Below are 17,918 nucleotides of genomic sequence, written 5' to 3'. Positions count from 1 at the left end.
CCTTAATTCTGGTTTTTATGACAATCTGTTATGTAGCAAATGTAGAGCGGCCTCTCCATATAAAGATCAGGTTGCTTATATTTTCTTTTTTAAAAGATTTATAATCAATTATATAAACACATTTTTATATTTAAATTATACCTCTGTTGAGACAAAAAAAGCACCCTTTGCTTATGTAGCAAAGGGTGCTTTCTATCTTGAGCGATTGAACGCTATTATGCGAATCTTGGTTTCAGTTCGTTAGCCAGTGTAACCATTTTCTTGAGGCCATCTTCTGGCAGGTTACCTTTTTTGAACTCAGCCAGTACTTCTGGTAAACGAACCTGCATTTCATTCAGGAACGCTTCTTCAAAAGCACGTACTTGTTTAACAGGAACGTCACGCAGCAAACCGTTGGTACCCAGGTAAATCATTGCTACCTGTTTTTCTACGGAATACGGACTAAACTGTGCTTGTTTCAGGATTTCCACGTTACGGGCACCTTTGTCGATAACTGCTTTGGTAGCAGCATCCAGGTCACCACCGAATTTGGAGAAAGCCTCCATTTCACGGTATTGTGCCTGATCGAGTTTCAGGGTACCAGATACTTTCTTCATGGATTTGATCTGAGCGTTACCACCCACGCGGCTTACAGAGATACCTACGTTGATCGCAGGACGGATACCGGCGTTAAACAGGTTACCTTCCAGGAAGATCTGACCATCGGTGATGGAGATTACGTTGGTAGGGATGTAAGCAGATACGTCACTCGCCTGTGTTTCAATGATAGGCAATGCTGTCAGGGAACCACCACCTTTTACCAGGTGTCTGATAGATTCAGGTAAGTCGTTCATCTGTTGAGCGATCGCATCATTGCTGATGATTTTCGCAGCACGCTCGAGTAAACGGCTATGCAGATAGAATACGTCACCTGGGTAAGCTTCACGACCTGGAGGACGTTTCAGCAACAGGGATACCTCACGGTAAGCAACCGCCTGTTTAGACAGATCATCATAAACGATCAGTGCAGGACGACCTGAGTCACGGAAGAATTCACCGATTGCAGCACCGGAAAACGGAGCGTAGAACTGCAGCGGAGCCGGATCAGCAGCGTTTGCAGCAACGATGGTAGTGTAAGCCATAGCACCTGCTTCCTGTAATGTTTTCATTACGCCGGCAACAGTGGATGCTTTCTGACCAATAGCTACATATATGCAATAAACAGGTTTACCTGCTTCGTAAAATTCTTTCTGGTTGATGATGGTATCAATACAGATCGCTGTTTTACCTGTCTGACGGTCACCAATTACCAGCTCACGCTGACCACGACCAACAGGGATCATCGCATCAATTGCTTTTACACCTGTTTGCAGTGGTTCTTTAACCGGTTCACGGTACAATACACCCGGCGCTTTACGCTCCAGTGGCATTTCATACAGTTCACCTTTGATCGGACCTTTACCATCAATAGGTTCGCCCAGTGTATTGATTACACGACCTACCACACCTTCACCCACATTAATGGAAGCGATTTTGTTGGTACGACGTACTTTATCACCTTCTTTAATACCTGCTGACTGACCCATCAATACCACACCCACGTTATCTTCTTCCAGGTTCAGTGCAATAGCTTTTACGCCGTTGCTGAATTCAACCAGTTCACCGTAACCTACGTTACCCAAACCGTATATGCGGGCAATACCATCACCCACCGACAATACAGTACCTACCTCTTCCAGGTCGGCAGAAGCATTGAAGTTGCTCAACTGCTGGCGTAATATCGCCGAAATTTCATCAGGTTTAATATCAACCATAATTATGATTTTAAAAAAAAGTCGTTAGAGAAATTTAGTATAACGACAACAGCTTTGCGTGTACGCAGCGGCTGCTGTATAGATTAACGTAAATCAGATACGTAAATGTTCTTGTTAAACTGTTGTTTAATGTCTTTCAGATCACGCAGTATAGACGCATCAAACAGCTGATCATTTGCTTCCAGTACAAAACCACCGATCAGATCTGCATTTACAGCAGTTTCCAGTTGGATCTGTTGGGTTGTTTCGCTGGCGATTTTCTGTTTAATCACATCCAGTGTGGCGTTATCGATAGCAACAGCAGTGGTGATTTTAACCGGGCTGATATTTTTCAGCACCATGTACTGGCGTGAAAATTCAGTGGTCATTTCCGCCAGTGCACTTTCACGGCCTTTGGTCACCAGCAGGTTCACAAAGGAAAGTGTAGTAGCGCTGATCCGGCCGTCCAATATGGCAGCTAATATCTTTTGCTTTTTATCTGCCTTAATGATCGGGCTTTTAAGCAAACTCACCACATCGGGGTTGCTTTTCATCACCTGTTGTAAAAACAGCATGTCAGTATGCACCGCTTCCAGCTGGTTCAGTTCCTGCGCCAGATCTATCAATGATTTTGCATACCGGGATGCTAAACGGGGATTCTGCATATAGCTTTTAGCTTTTAGCTTTCAGCCTTTAGCTTTAATGCCAAAGGTTAAAAGTTAATCTCTTAATTTAATTTGATTTCTCCTGCCAGTTGTTTCACGTAACCTTCCTGTGCTGTTTTATCAGCCAGTTCTCTTCTCAGCACTTTCTCTGCTACTTCAATCACAAGATTACCTACCTGGTTTTTCACATCCGTTAACGCAGCCATTTTCTGGTTTTCGATAGCGGTGTAAGCTTCGCTGATGATCTTCTTCGCTTCTGCCTGTGCCTGAGTCTTGGCTTCGCTGATGATCAAATCTTTCGCGTCTTTCGCTTCTTTCAGGATCTTACTTCTTTCAGCTTTAGCTTCCGCCAGCACATGTTCATGTTCTGCTTTCATCTGCGCCATTTCTTCCTTCACTCTTTCTGCTGTGGTAATAGCGTCAGTGATGGAATCTTCCCTTTCTCTTAAAGTAGCGAGGATCGGAGTCCAGGCAAATTTCTTCAGGATCAGGAAAACGATGATGAAAATGAAAAATGAAATAAGAAACAAGCCTAACGCGGGTTGCAACAGATCCATATAATTAGAATTTTATTATGTTGTTATGTTTGATACTTACTAATTTCAAATTGGCAAAGATTACTGCATCCTTTGCCCTGTGCGCCGGATGCAGTAAAGAGTTCGGCTTACATAACTACCGCCAACAGACCAGCGATTACACCGAAGAGGGCAACACCCTCAACCAGCGCAGCAGCCAGGATCATGTTTGCACGGATGTCGTTAGCAGCTTCTGGTTGACGAGCGATAGACTCCAGAGCGCTCTTACCGATGTTACCAACGCCGATACCAGCCGCGATAGCCGCGATACCAGCACCAACAGCACCACCAGCCTTAGCCAGACCAGATGCAGCAGCAGCCTGCAATAAAATAGACAAAAGTGCCATAATGAATATGTATTTGATTTATAAAAAACGTTATTTCTACAGTTGGAAGCTGTTCACATTTAGCTGTTGGCCTTTAATCGCAAACTAAGAACTAAATGCTAACGGCTAAAAGCTAATGGTGTGCTTCATCATGTGCACCTTCCATCGCCTGGCCTATAAATACAGCTGTCAGGTTGGCAAAAATGAATGCCTGGATAAATGCTACCAGCAGTTCCAGCATCATCATTACAATGTTGAACAATACAGTAACAGGCAGGAAGCTGTAACCAGCGATCTTATTTAAGGATCCAAATATAAACACCAGACAGATGATACTCAGAATGATAATGTGCCCCGCCAGGATATTGGCAAACAACCGGATGATCAGTGATATCGGCTTAGTGAATATACCAATCAGCTCTACCGGTACCAGGATGATCTTTACACCGAAAGGTACTGGAGGATTAAAGATATGACCCCAGAAATGCTTGTTGGTGCTGAGCAGGATAGCCACAAAGCTGATAATACCCAGTGCCGCTGTCACTGCCAGGTTACCCGTTACGTTGGCAGAACCAGGTAACAAACCCAACAGGTTGTTAATGAGGATGAAAAAGAATATAGTCAGAATAAAAGGAGTAAACTTCGCAGCACTTTTGCCAGGAATGTTAGGCTTCACTACTTCGTCACGCATAAATATAATTACCGGCTCCATCAAACTCTGGAAACCTTTAGGCGCTTTCTTGGAACCACGCACTTTATATGCCTTGGCCACATTCAGCATGAGCACTATCAGCAATACAGCCGCAATGATCATGGATGTGATATTTTTGGTGATAGAAAGATCGTAGATCTTCTCCCCTGTTGGATTATCGTTGCCATCTACTGCAATGATCTCATCCGTAGGATACTTCGCAGCATCCAGCCCTTTTTCCGCACGGTAATGAGGTGTCACTAAACGGTAGCCGTCATGTGCTTCATGCCCGTGATGGAACGCAGAAGAAGTAAATACGGAAGTTCCACGTACCGGGTTGTAAATGATCACAGGCAACGGAACCGTTACATGCGTTTCACCCAGCTCGAACAGATGCCAGTCGTGGGCATCCTTTACGTGGCCGAAAATCGTTTCCTTGATATCTACTTTCTTAGGTTCAGTCTCATCTCCCGGTTGTTCTGTCCCACTTTCCACAGCAGTTTCTGCTGGTTTCTCTGGATGACTGCCCTCGGCAAAGGAAAAATTACTAAAACTGTGAAGGCCTAAAACCATCACAAGTGCTACCATTCTATGTTTGAACCAATTGAAAGAAATCACCGTTTTCTGAAATTTTGCGCAAAGATACTCGTTTTTATCTTCAAAATTAAGCGACTACGAAAAAAAAGAACGATATATTCTAATTATATTGATAATCAGATCCTTGGCGTTGAAAAAATATAGCTTTTTCTCATAAAAAAAGACCACTGAAATCAGCAGTCCCGAAAAGTATTTCATATTAATATTTTCATAATTCATTGGCCGGTTGTTACAGACCCTCACCCACAGAACACCATCCGGTACATCCTCTCACGAAATCATCCTCCTGCTAATTTATTAAAAATAAAACATATATAAACAACAAAAGGGCAAACCCATGATTCACTTCCCGTAACCATGGCAAGTTGGTTACTTCGAAGCAAACTGCACAGGCAATTGCCCTTTTGTTTTTTAGAAGATGGATGCTTTTTAGTCGCCTTAGTTGACTAATTAAAGTACAGATCTCCCACTACTTAAACGAAACATACTTTTGCTCCGCTTTAATAATTCCATTGAAAAATGTTTCCAGCTGCTTGAAGTCAGCAGGCGCCACCACTTTATTACAGTTCGTTTTAAAATGCCTGTTGATCACCAGCCTGTCATCCGACTCCTTTTTGAATGCCAGCACGTAACTCATATCCTCCAGCTGCAAACTGGCACTACCCGGCACCTGTTCAAACTGTTTACCTGCCGGCAAACGGATACGGATTTCTGTGCTATAATCATCTGTATTCTCATAGTTGCCATACAGGAAAGGATGCTGACGGACCTCCGGCGTGAAAATATCTGCCGTAGCCACTATATCCATAAACGCCGGCTTGATCATACTGAAATCACCTACATTGATCACATCATTTTTCACAGTAAAACTGGATTGCATCCATACTGTATCTTCCAGGTTATCCAGGTTGCGGAAAGAAAAACTATCCAGTACAATCTGGTTCTTAAACATCCCGCTGATACCTCGCTGTACTGCATCCCTGGTCTCTTCCCGGGTTTTATGCTGGTAAGAATGCCTGATCTGCGAAGCCAGTTCTCCACTGTAAGCACAATAGGAATTAATCCGCTGATCACTGCCACTCAGATCTATATCCAGCTGACGGCGAATGGACTTAGGTGCAAAGTTACCAGCCGACAATACACTTATCTTCTCACCGGTCTTGTAATTATACGGGATGTTCAATATCTGTGCACCAGCCAGAGAGGATGACAGCGAATTAAACGGCAACGCATTATCCGTCAGCTCCAGGTAGTTGTATTGAATACCGGTTTTATACCGCACAATACAATGGTTAAAGTCCATGGAAGGCAGCTGCATATTATGCTGGCCATAGTCCTGCGTGCTGACCAGTATCAGGTTAGCTTCCAGTCCTGCCTTACGCGCAAACGCCAGGAACAGGGTGGATAAATCCTTGCAATCGCCCAACCGGGTGACCAGTGTTTTTCCCGCACGTTGCGGCACATAAGCACCCTGCCGGAATGATACGGAACTGTAGGCAATATTCTTTTCTATGTATTCGTAAATCTTCCTCGCTTTGGTAACATCATCCAGCTGTTCAACGCCGGCCGGAAAGATGTCCTTCCACGCTTCATTGATCTCAAAATCTTCCTTGGATTGTACCCGGGTAATATCGCTGTACCACTCGCCTATAGCGTCCCAGTCTTTCACGGTAGACAGGTGCAGCACTTTACCCACATCATTGATACTGGGCATATAAGATTCGCTGCGTAGGGCCGGTATATTTTCTTCTCTCCAGCTATACATCTTAAACTGCTCATGCTGGCTGATCTTAGGCTTTGCTGCGCCTCCGTTTACATACTCATAATACAATGGAATACTATCCGATATCAGTACGTTATAACTGGAAATATGCGTAGGCACATAAGCAGAAAAATACACCTTATCCCAATACTCTCTGCCTAAACGGCCACGTCCGAAGCTGTTGATTTTATAGTTGAAATAAATCACATCCCCCTCATCCAGCTTGGTAAACACGATTTCATTTTCATTGGTTTCTGCCGGTATCTTGGAGCCGTTGGCTTTGATCACTTCTGCTTTCACAATTATCACGTCCTGGTAAACAGTGTTGTAGGGAATAGAAATTTCCTTCCACCGGGAAATGCCTTTTTTATTGTTGATGATCATAGCCGTATTGATGGTCTGCTCTCCGGCGCCCTCCGGGTAAAGGATTACATTCTTTTCATCAAAAATATACGCATAGGACTGTGCCGAATCACGCGGCCCCTTCAACGCTTTTTCTATCTCCTTGTAGTAATCCAAAACCGGGAAATATTTATCCATAGGCGGCTTCTGCTCCAGGGTACGCAGTTTTTCCCGGTAACCAAATCCGCCCGCATACAACGTCAATGCCTGTTTGAAATAATATATCGCGGAATCATTTTGTTTCTTCTGAAGAAAACAATTCGCCATATCACCCAGCGGCACGTGACTATAAGGACTTATCTGATGTGCAATGCGCAGGTAATGCAGGGCGGAATCATATTCCTGCCGGGTATAATAAAATTTGATCAGCTTATTATAGGCTTTGACATCGTACTCCGTCAGATTTTTTATTCGTTGCATCACCTCCACAGCTGCGGCCGTTTTGCCCTGATTAAGATATTCATCTATCAGTGCGTCCTGCATAGAATAAAGCGACCTTTTCTCACAGAATTTTTCCAGCACAGCGAGTGCCTTGGCCGGATCGTTATTCACTTTGCCTTCATACAGGTACATGGTTTGCACGATGTCTGATGAAAAAGGATATTTCCCATACGCTATCTTCAGCAACTGCACCACACTATCGATCTTCTCCTGCGCTACCAGCAGCTGCAGCTTTTTAAAAGTGGTAAAGCGATGCTCGCCCCTCATGGCAATCATTCGTTCCAGCACTTCCATCGCCTCCGTATAATTTTTCTCTTCTTCCAGTTTATTCACTTTGGCGCCTAAAATCCAGTAATTATCCGGTGTCAGCATTTTAACCGTTTCCATTTTCTCCGCAATCTCGGTGCGGTCATTTTCGCTGGATAGGCAGTCTATGTAGCAACTCTGCAGCAGCATGTCTTTAGGATAATTTTTCTGCAGCTGATACATCACTGCTTTGGCCTTATCCCATTCCTCATTGCGTACATACACTCTGCTGAGCAATATGGCGATGGCGGGATCCGTTGGATGTAACGTCAATTCCCTCTTAAAATATTCCTCCGCGAAATGCACAATAGGCACCGCTGCTGTTTTGGACAGGTCCGGCTGATATGCTTCCGGCTGTGTTTTAGATGTAATCCCGGCTACCGGGTTATATTGCCCATCTGTTAACCGTACCATAAAGTGGGGAGAAGAATTAGTTTCTGTATAGCCAAGCTGCAGCAGCACGCGGTTATAGCCCTTGTTCAGGTGTACTTTCGTTTTCCACCAGTCTAACTCTGTAACCTGTTCTTCCGGCTGACTGATCATCAGCTTATCATTTACCCACAACTTCATGGTACCATTACCGGCCAGGCAAAGCAGCGCGTCCAGATCAGTGTCTGACTTCACAAAAGTTTGCAGGTAGCCTATTGCACTTCCCGCCGCAAGAGCAGAACCTACAAAGTTCCAGCCTTCGCGGGTGGTATAAAGCGGTACAAACCAATTTACCGGCGCGTTATTACTGGAAATAAAATTTCTTCCGGCAGGCTGTTTTGCCGGACCATAGTCCTTATCAAAACCGCTGCCCATGATATTATCAAACGGTCCCACATAGGCCCATTCCTCCAGGGCTCCCATCTGCGGGTATAATGTTTTGGCCAGATCGTTCTGGTTGCTGGCCATCAGGTGGTAGGCTTTAAAATAGCGGGCAGCAGCACGCAGGGAACCATTAAAATTCACAGAATCTGCAATGATACGGTCCAGGTTTTCCAGCTGTGTTCCCTGTTTCGCACTATAATCCCCCAGGAGCGATCCGTTAAACCAAAGGGCATACACGTAAGGCGCCGGGTTAGTAAATCCCGTAAGGGGGTTAAAATACGCACGGGGGAAGTCGTCCGCATAGTCAGTGGCAGTTTGGATAAACACCAGTGTGCTGATAGCGCTGTTCTTTTGAGTGCCACCGGATTTGATCACTTTTTGCAGATAAGTGATCGCCGTTTTCAAGTCATTTTTGTGAATGGCCTCCCAGGCCTTTTCGTAATCGCCTGCAAACAATGAAGCAGGGCACAACAGTAACAGGATAAGAATAGCGTTAACAACTCTTTTCATCAGGTATAAGGATTTTAGCTGCAATAAAAGTACAAATAAATTGCAGTCGTTATATCCTACTTACGATGTACGGGCTTATACTTTGCTGACGTTAAACTGCATGCTATGGAGCTTGTAGTAGAATCCTTCGAGTTTCAGCAGTTCTTCGTGAGTACCCATTTCTTTGATCTCCCCCTTATCAAGTACGATGATTTTGTCTGCTTTGCTGATGGTAGACAGGCGGTGAGCGATGATGATGGCGGTACGATCGGCGATGAGTTTATCAATCGCCTGCTGTATCATCATTTCGGATTCTGTGTCTACAGAAGATGTAGCTTCATCGAGCACCAGGATGGCCGGGTCATACAATAAGGCACGTACAAAGGAAATCAGCTGCCGCTGCCCGAGCGACAGGGTACTGCCCCGCTCCATCACCTGGTAATTGTATCCTCCGGGCAGCTGCATAATGAAATCATGGATGCCGATAAGGCGGGAAGCTTCTTCCACCTGCGCTCTGCTGATATTGCTGTTATGCAGGGTAATATTATCGAAAATAGATCCGGCAAACAGGAATACATCCTGTAATACCACACCTATCTTGCTGCGCAGGGATTCCAGGGAATATGCCGGCAAATCAATATTGTCTATTTTTATACTTCCCTTCTGTATTTCGTATAGCCGGTTCAGAATGCTGATGATAGTGGTTTTACCGGAACCGGTATGTCCCACAATCGCGACAGTATCTCCCGGGTTAGCATGGAAACTGATATTTTTCAGCACATAACGGTCATCTACATACGCAAAACTTACATTATCAAACGTAATAGCACCTTTCATGTTCCCTGCCGTCTGATGCCCTCTATCAGGGATATAGTCCTGGTTATCCAGCACTTTGAAAACGCGTTCACTGGCTACCATACCCATTTGCAGGGTATTGAATTTATCTGCCAGCATACGCAGCGGGCGAAACAGCATATTCAGGTACATGATAAAAGCAATCATCACCCCCTGGGTCACTTCGTAATTCAGTACCTTATTGGCTCCCCACCACACCATTAAACCCAGCGAAATAGCCAGGATAATTTCCACTACCGGGAAAAATACAGAATAAGCAAAAATGGCGTCAATATTGGCTTTCCGGTGTTCTTTGTTGATATGTTTGAACCGGGCAAACTCCCTTTTCTCAGCAGTAAATGCCTGTACCACCACCATACCGGTGAGGTGCTCCTGCACAAAGGCATTGAGCGCAGACACGGCATTGCGTACCCGGTAAAAGGATTTATTTACACTTTCTTTAAAAATATAAGTCGCGAAAATCAATATCGGAAAGGGCGACAGACTGATCAGGGTCAGGCGCCAGTCTTCCATAAACATCACCACCAGTATCGCTATGATCATCAGCAGATCTGCTACAATAGAGATGATACCTTCTGAAAAAACATCATTAATCGCTTCAATATCATTGATGGTACGGGTAGTCAGGGTACCGATAGGTGTTTTATCAAAAAAGGCCAGGTTCAGGTGTACAATCTTTTTATATACCGTTACCCGCAAATCTTTTACCACCGACTGCCCCAGCCAGTTGGTCAGATAGGAAAAGAAGAAACGTACGATGGTTTCCACCACCAGCAATCCTACCTGTACCACCGTCACCAGCAGGAGCATCTGCATCAGCTGGTTGGCAATGTATTTATCTACCGTTACCTGGATCAGGTAAGGGCGTAAGGGTGATATAGCGGCCAGTATAACCGTTAATATCATGGAGATGTAAAAGGAGCGTTTGTAAGGGGCCGCGAATGAGAATATGCGCCGTAATAAACTAAAATCTAATACTTTCTTTACCGCAAGATTTTCCAATGTGCCAGGTTTAAACTACACAACAAACCTACGATAAATAGCAGAAAGGATAAAGCAGAAAGCAAAAAGCGATGGGAGCGAATGCCTGTAGCGGGTATTAACCTTCGCTATAGTTATTCGCTCCCATCGCTTTTTACTTTCTGCTTAAGTTATTTCTTTTCGTCCTTCATAATCTGTTTGTAGGCCTTGATGAAAATGGCTCCCAGGTTTTTGTGAGGAGGCACATAATCGCTGAACAGGTCCTTGTTACGGGCATCTGTCGAAAATCTTCTGGTCAGCTGTGACCACATGATCACCCAGTCTACGTTTTTGCCGGCACGTACCTGATCTTCCAGTGTATGGATGATGGGTTCATTTACAAAACGGGTACCTACCTGTTTAGACGAAATGATATGTGCTTCGGGTGATTTCTCCAATACAGTAGCCAGGTTATGATAACCACCGCAGGAACCCAGCAGCACAATCTTTGCAGAGCTTTGGAGGTTTTCCAGTGTGGTATTGATATGGTAACTGTGACCACGGTGAATGAAAATAGTCGGATGAATATCGTTTTCGTCCAGGAAATCAGACAGCTTGGAAATAGCTTCCTTATCTGCTGGTTCGTCTGTTGGCAGGTTGGCAAAAATGGTGGTAGCCTTACCCTTTGTGGAAGTAATGGTAGCCCAGTATTTATTCTTGCTGATTCTCCATTCAGCAGCCGGGAAGTTCGTCATGAAGCTGGCGAAAGACTCCTGTCCGTCTTTATCTCCATAGAAAAATACCTGTTGATAAATTCTGCCACTGTCACTTTCCAGCGCAGCGGAAGAAACAAAGTTGATCGGAGGCAGCTGTAACTTGCTGGCCATATCCGTTGCCTTGGAGGAATCGTTTTCATCTTTCGACTCCGTTTCAAACAAGCTACTGAGCAATTGGTAAATAACAGTGCCTCTTTTATCATCATGCTTTTTCACATACGCCAGGTTCTTTTTCACTTCTACCCGCAGGAATTCCAGCAGTTTTTCATCCCGTATACTTCCAAAGGAGTTTGCCACATCCACCGCATCTTCCAGGTCCTCGGTTTTTTCCAGGTTCTGCACGTATTTCTGCATGAGGTAGTTGGAATTTTCCGGCGCCATGGACTTCAGGAAGTTGTCCAGGGTATTAAAACCGGCGGCCATGGCGATAAATTTCTTGAAGCGGTCAAAGTTAACCATCATCAGTAAGCTATCACCGCGGGGAGGTTTCATACGAACCATCATCTGATCGTATAAACCGGCGTTGTTATGGTTAGTATAACTGGAAGTATATAGTTCTTCCTGGCCGTTGATGATCAGGTAGTACAGTTCTTCCGGTGTAAAGTTTTTAACGCTGGCAAAACGAACGGGAGCCGGTTCTTCGTGCAGGTCGTTCACATCGCGGATATACAGCAGTGACTTCGCCTGCATATTTTCCATCATGGCTTTCAGTCCAAATGGATTTTGTCCTTCGTTTTTCAGTTTCTGCAGTGCAATAGTCGATTTCACCATTTGCTTGTAGTACTGATAGTCGTTATCTACGATGGTTTCCAGCTTGTCTACCGTGGTAGTACCGGCCAGGAGCTCATCTATGAAAGGCAATATTTTAGTGCTCTGGGGTGATTGTCCGATACGCACAATGGTTTGCACGATAGGATCCTGGTTACGCTTGATCACGGTAGCCATGGGCGTAAAGGAAGTAGCATAGGTAAGCACCTGGTTAGGGTATTTACGCGCTACAGCGGCAATGATAGAGTCTGTACCCGGATAGTTCAGGTAATCCCCCAGTTTGGGCATTACTGTTTCCAGGTTATTGAACGCGTATTTGGTAAATACGGTTCCCCTGGCTTCTTTGTAGCCGGGGTTATCCTGGAATAATTCTATCATTCTTTCGGATGCTTCGTAAGACAGGTGCTGAATATACGGCAGGATGCTCTGTCCTTTGATATCGGCGTGCATCATGTTACGGAATGCCTGTACCATAGCGGGCGCTTCTTCAGGATCGATGTTCCGGTGAGAGCGCTTTTGATTAAAGTCTTTCAGCATCACGTATATGCCGGAAAGGTACTTTACCTTCAGCCGGTGATCCAGCGCATCATTATCTTCGATTTCCTGCTGCATGTCGTCCACTTCTTTGAGAAGCGCGTTGGTTACCTGCAGGTTAATGGTTTGATCTTCTGATACCTTTACCAGATCATCAGCTTTGCCGTCGAATTTTGCGGCAGCAGCCTGTTCTTTGTCGATGTTATCATGAAATCCCTGTCTGCTGATTGGAATTGGATGATGGCTGGTTTGTGCCTGTAGCCAGCTGACTGCAAACACCGTCAGCGATAATATTAATAGAAATCTTCTCATACTAAAGTGATCTTTTCCCGAGGACCAGATAGCAAATTTACAACCAAAATACAGAGTTTGCCAGTGTTGTGTTGCTATCTTTTGTTTTTAAAGCCAAAATATATATAAATAATTCAATCTATAACTCCAACTGTCATTTCATGGTGGCGGCTGACACTATTTGGCAGTGGGAAAAGTGAAAATGTCCGGGCAGGGTAGCAATCACCCGCGTATGAATGTTGAATATTTATCATATCGGAGTGATATTGTTATTTGGCGTACCTTGCCTTTGGTCGCGGAAAACCAAGCTGATATTGAATTAACAATTTCATAATGTTAATTTTCCATTAATCACGGGGATGGCTTTATAATTTTGTCCCGTCTTTTTAAAAGCAAAATTTATGATAGACCAAGCGGTTGCAGGAAAAATTCTGGTAGTAGATGACGAGTTGGATATTCTGGAAATTATCAGTTACAATCTAAAAACAGCGGGTTACGATACCGTAACCGCAAAAGACGGCAGCGAGGCTATCCAGAAAGCTAAAATATTCAGACCGGATCTGATTATGCTGGATATCATGATGCCGAACAAGAACGGCATCGATACCTGCCGCGAAATCAGGAAAATCCCTGAATTCAAAGACACTATGGTATTATTTTTAACCGCCCTGAATGATGAGAAGTCTGAAGTAGACGGACTGAACATGGGTGCCGACGATTACATTGCCAAGCCCATCAAACCCAAATTGCTGGTAAGCAGGATCAATGCACTGTTCCGTCGTTTACACAAACCGGAAGAAACACGCGTTACCCTGGGCGATCTGATCATTGACCGTGAAAAGTTCACGGTGACTTACAAAGGGCAGGAAATCATCCTTGCCAAGAAAGAATTTGAGTTATTGCAGCTACTGGCATCCAAACCCGGTCGTGTATTCCTGCGTAATGAAATTCTGAACCAGGTATGGGGTACAGAAGTGATTGTTGGTGACCGCACCATCGATGTGCATATCCGTAAAATACGCCAGAAAATAGGCATTGATTTGATTACTACCGTAAAAGGAGTAGGATACAAGTTTGAGATGTAGTAGGAGTAGCTATTAGCTGGTTAGCCTTCTGCTATTAGTTATTAGCTACTGTCTTGAGTTGTTCGCGCAAACCGGTAGCGCGCCCGTATTCATTTTTAGTCTTCCTTAAATTTTCCACCAAAACATAACATTAGCTAAAAGCTAACAGCTAAGAGCTAACAGCTTTTTTATGGCAAGTAAGAAATTTAAAGTAATTTCCCATTATTATACTAATTACTCACTCTGGAGTATGTTTAAAGCAAAAAACCTGTCCCCGCAAAAGTTAGCGGGATTTACAGCCCTGGTGATATCAGCCATCATAGCATTGGGCAGCCTTCTGGTGGACGGCAATTGGAAAGTAGTAGTGGGAGCCTTTGTGCTAACCTTTCTCGTTTCATATTACCTGTACCTGTATACCCTGCAGAATTTTATTTACAGGAAAATAAAACTGATCTACAAGTTCATTTACCAAACCAAAGCCTCTAAAAGAGAGGAGTTTTTTCAGAAGAATATACTTCCCCTGAAAACCATTGAAGAGGTAAGTGAAGATGTGGAAAAATGGGCCAGCCAGAAAAAAGAAGAACTGGAAAACCTCCGCCGGAATGAAGAGTTCCGGAAGGAGTTCCTGCTGAACCTTTCCCATGAACTGAAAACGCCCATCTTTGCAGTGCAAGGCTACATCCACACCCTGCTGGATGGCGCACTGGAAGATCCTTCCGTAAATAAGCTGTTTCTGAAAAACGCCACCAAAAACATTGACCGCCTTTGCCGGCTGATCGATGACCTGGACGAAATATCCAAACTGGAAAGCGGTGAAATGACTGTCAACGCGGAAGTATTCGTTATCCAGGACCTGATAAAAGATGTATTTGATACCTTGTCATTGAAAGCCAATACCAAAGGCATCAAATTCCATATCAAAAAAGGTTGCGAAGCACCACAGCCCGTATACGCCGACAAAGAAAAAATCAGACAGGTACTCATTAACCTGGTAGATAACTCCATCAAATACGGCAAACCGGATGGTCATACCATCGCCAGCATTTACAGCATGGACGGCAAACGTGTACTGGTAGAAATTTCTGATGATGGCATTGGCATGGCAGAAGAACACCTGCCGCGCGTGTTTGAACGCTTTTACCGCACAGACAGAGCCCGTAGCCGCGATATTGGTGGCACCGGTCTTGGCCTGGCGATCGTAAAACACATAGTAGAAGCACACGACCAATCCATTACCGTACGCAGCAAACCTGAAATAGGCAGCACGTTTGGATTCACCATGGAATCCGGAAGAGAATAGAATTACGAATTTCAAATTACAAATTACGGATTTGCAGGTAGATAACCGGGGATATTACCCGCATTTATTATCTACCCACAAATCCGTAATTCGTAATTTGAAATTCGTAATTCTCTAAAACCTGTACTGCATTCTACAAGTCAGTACATTGTCCTTCAGATCTTCTTTATAGCCTTCCAGCTCCGTGCTTTCATTGGTTACCCAATCATAGTAGAACATGAATTTGAGGTGCTCATTGGCGTAATACAGGTAACCCAAACCCAGCGTATTATAGCGTATATCCGCTGCAGTGAGTCCTGCACCGGCCACCCCGATATCTTTTCCGGATACTTTCTTATTGGGATCGTACCAGTCATATTTTACCACTACCTGGTGTTTATCACTACCCAGGTTCTGAATAAAATACAGGTAGGCTCCGTCAAAATTGCGGATATAAAGCGGCTGGGGTTTGCCTTGCGATGTAACAGGTATAATGCCCGGTGTTTCTGATGTTAGAGCAGTGGAAGTTTGCTGTCCACGGATATATTCCGCCCTGAACTGTGTACTGCCCTTACCCGGGCCATTCGGAATTTTCAATTGTATATCAGCGCCGTAATAATGCCGGGGGGCAATTTCGCCCAGATTGGCTGCCGATGAATCCACGAGGTACCCCGGTTTACCGTTTACGGTCCCCATAGTGTTGATGGTGTTCGTAAACTGCTGCATGCCACCATACAACACAGATACCCCACCAGACAACAATGCTTTGGTGCCCTTTATTTTCCGGGGCTTAATGCCCACACGACCTATAAAATCCTTATGGCTGTCAAAATCAGTGGTAGCTGTCAGGCCCTGTCCGTTAAATGCTCCGGCATCTATTCTCAGGAAACGTAATGGATGATCTTTGCGCCGGGGCTCAAAGGTCAGCATCGCACCCAGGTCACGTTCCGTTTTCATCAGTATTTGCGACATACGACCCCTTTCCGGCGTTTCACGGTCGGCAGACGACAGATTGACCTCATAACCGAAAGGGCGGGCAAACATGCCCCCTACAAGCGACAATACGTTGAACTTATTTTCAAAGAAACGACCATAGAAATCCCGGATAAATACTCCCCGCTCCGAGCCATCAAACTGAAAAGCGAACTGAACAACCGGCATATCCGCTTTGTTGAAACGCTCATAATCCATACGGATACGGCCACGGCGAAGGGTAAAACGATTATCTACCGCAGCACCAAAGTCTCCACCGGCATAGCTTGCTGCTCCCCTGGCCTGTGCCATCTGGAACTGGGGCTGAATATAACCGCTGAAACGCAGGGCATCATATTTATGATACATGGAAATCATCCCCTTACCCAGCTCAGAAGTGGTGTCAATCATATCCATCAGGAATTGCGCATGGGCTGCCAGCGAAGAAATCAACATCAAAACAACAATCGGAAATATTCTGGCTATGCGCATCAGGTAGATGAATTATTGCGCAAAAATATAGAATTAGCAATTATTTAATACAGCTGCAAAACAACAATTGTTAACCACTTGTTAATCCGCCCCCATTCGGGCCGTTGTGAACCTTCCGGGTATCAAAATGATTAGATTAGAATCAGCCTCCAAAATATGCCTTCATGAAAACATCGACAATTAACCATTGGGAGAAAAAGATACAGCTGGCCATTGCATTATCACATGATGATCCTTACGGAGAAAGAGATCTCAAGACAGTAGCGTCTATGCTCGGCGAATCCCTGGATAACTTCTCACACAAGTTTGTAGAAATTTATGGGGAATCGTATATCCATTTTACTAAAAGAAGAAGACTGGAAGCCGGTGCGGGCTATCTGCGCCATAGTGATTTCGGCATCGGCCAAATCAGTGAAATGTGCGGCTATACACATTCGAGCTTCACCAAAGCATTCCGGGAATTATACAACGAAGCCCCTATCAGCTTCCGTGACCGGCTTTATCTGCCCAATGAAGAACATACGCTGGCCCGTACCAAAATAGCCACTACCCCACATGATGATCCGCATAGCCTCATTTTTACACCCGACAGAACCGAAGATGCAAGACTGCCGGAATATGTGCTGTACTATAACATCCTGCCCCGGAATAATGATCCGGTGAGAAGTATGGTGGAGTATATGAGCATCTATCAACAGCAACTCCATGCCATCAAAACATCGTTGATGCTACCTGGCGCCATGGTGATTACCGGTACCCTGGATGTGGTGCCAGTTACCAATTACGCTAAAATGATGATGTATGTGGGAATTATGGTGCCTGTGCTTAAAGCGTACGACATGGCACATCTGCAGATTCGGATGTCCTTCCAGGAACCATTTGGCTTGTTCACCAAATATGTTCCCGGAGGATACTATAAAAAGTTGCCGGTTCCCATGAGCTTCGTAGCTGCTGGTTTACCGATGTATGAATTTATTAACGGCAGTTGCCGGGCCGGTTACTTCAAAATGAGTGGTAACCATTTCTTTATCTCTCTAACCGGTGCAGATAATTGCGAAATCTTTATTCCCTGGCAAAGGCGATAAGGT

Annotated in this window: 12 protein-coding genes; 3 read left to right on the top strand and 9 right to left on the bottom strand. The window is 44.6% G+C overall.

The window, feature by feature from the left end; genetic code table 11:
- Window positions 1-215: 215 nt before the first annotated feature.
- The 8 genes from atpA to AB4Z08_RS24755 form a co-directional block, all read right to left on the bottom strand.
- Window positions 216-1,793, bottom strand: a complete 1,578-nt coding sequence (gene atpA / locus AB4Z08_RS24790; RefSeq protein WP_441576475.1) for a F0F1 ATP synthase subunit alpha — start codon at window positions 1,791-1,793, stop codon at window positions 216-218.
- 83 nt (window positions 1,794-1,876) lie between these two features.
- A complete protein-coding gene (gene atpH, locus AB4Z08_RS24785; protein ID WP_441576474.1) occupies window positions 1,877-2,437 on the bottom strand; it encodes an ATP synthase F1 subunit delta in 561 nt (186 codons plus the stop codon).
- 62 nt (window positions 2,438-2,499) lie between these two features.
- On the bottom strand, window positions 2,500-2,994 hold the full coding sequence (gene atpF, locus AB4Z08_RS24780) for a F0F1 ATP synthase subunit B (protein ID WP_441576473.1): 495 nt from the start codon (window positions 2,992-2,994) through the stop codon (window positions 2,500-2,502).
- 107 nt (window positions 2,995-3,101) lie between these two features.
- On the bottom strand, window positions 3,102-3,359 hold the full coding sequence (gene atpE / locus AB4Z08_RS24775) for an ATP synthase F0 subunit C (protein WP_089758700.1): 258 nt from the start codon (window positions 3,357-3,359) through the stop codon (window positions 3,102-3,104).
- A gap of 112 nt (window positions 3,360-3,471) precedes the next feature.
- Entirely contained in the window at window positions 3,472-4,524 is a 1,053-nt protein-coding gene (atpB, locus tag AB4Z08_RS24770) for a F0F1 ATP synthase subunit A (protein ID WP_441576472.1), read from the bottom strand.
- Between the two features lie 571 nt (window positions 4,525-5,095).
- Complete coding sequence (locus AB4Z08_RS24765; RefSeq protein WP_441576471.1) at window positions 5,096-8,860, bottom strand: DUF3857 domain-containing protein; 3,765 nt, start codon at window positions 8,858-8,860, stop codon at window positions 5,096-5,098.
- A 75-nt stretch (window positions 8,861-8,935) separates the two neighbouring features.
- The gene (locus tag AB4Z08_RS24760; protein ID WP_441576470.1) at window positions 8,936-10,696 is read right to left on the bottom strand and encodes an ABC transporter ATP-binding protein; all 1,761 of its coding nucleotides are present in this window, start codon (window positions 10,694-10,696) and stop codon (window positions 8,936-8,938) included.
- A gap of 149 nt (window positions 10,697-10,845) precedes the next feature.
- Window positions 10,846-13,044 (bottom strand): hypothetical protein, encoded by a 2,199-nt coding sequence (locus AB4Z08_RS24755; protein ID WP_441576469.1) that lies wholly within the window; start codon window positions 13,042-13,044, stop codon window positions 10,846-10,848.
- Window positions 13,045-13,424: 380 nt separating this feature from the next.
- Between AB4Z08_RS24755 and AB4Z08_RS24750 the strand changes: the two genes are divergently transcribed.
- Window positions 13,425-14,108, top strand: coding sequence for a response regulator transcription factor (locus AB4Z08_RS24750; protein WP_079471020.1), 684 nt, complete (start codon window positions 13,425-13,427; stop codon window positions 14,106-14,108).
- Window positions 14,109-14,277: 169 nt separating this feature from the next.
- A complete protein-coding gene (locus AB4Z08_RS24745; RefSeq protein ID WP_441576468.1) occupies window positions 14,278-15,387 on the top strand; it encodes a sensor histidine kinase in 1,110 nt (369 codons plus the stop codon).
- 114 nt (window positions 15,388-15,501) lie between these two features.
- Here AB4Z08_RS24745 and AB4Z08_RS24740 read toward each other — a convergent pair whose 3' ends face one another.
- A complete protein-coding gene (locus AB4Z08_RS24740) occupies window positions 15,502-16,830 on the bottom strand; it encodes a porin (protein WP_441576467.1) in 1,329 nt (442 codons plus the stop codon).
- Between the two features lie 164 nt (window positions 16,831-16,994).
- On the opposite strand from AB4Z08_RS24740, the gene AB4Z08_RS24735 reads away from it, so the two are divergent.
- Entirely contained in the window at window positions 16,995-17,915 is a 921-nt protein-coding gene (locus AB4Z08_RS24735) for a helix-turn-helix transcriptional regulator (RefSeq protein WP_441576466.1), read from the top strand.
- The last annotated feature ends 3 nt before the right edge of the window (window positions 17,916-17,918 follow it).

Source organism: Chitinophaga sp. RAB17 (assembly GCF_052114225.1).
GTDB lineage: Bacteria > Bacteroidota > Bacteroidia > Chitinophagales > Chitinophagaceae > Chitinophaga.
The sequence above is the reverse complement of the archived record's forward strand: the minus strand, read 5'-3'. Positions and strand labels throughout refer to the sequence as shown.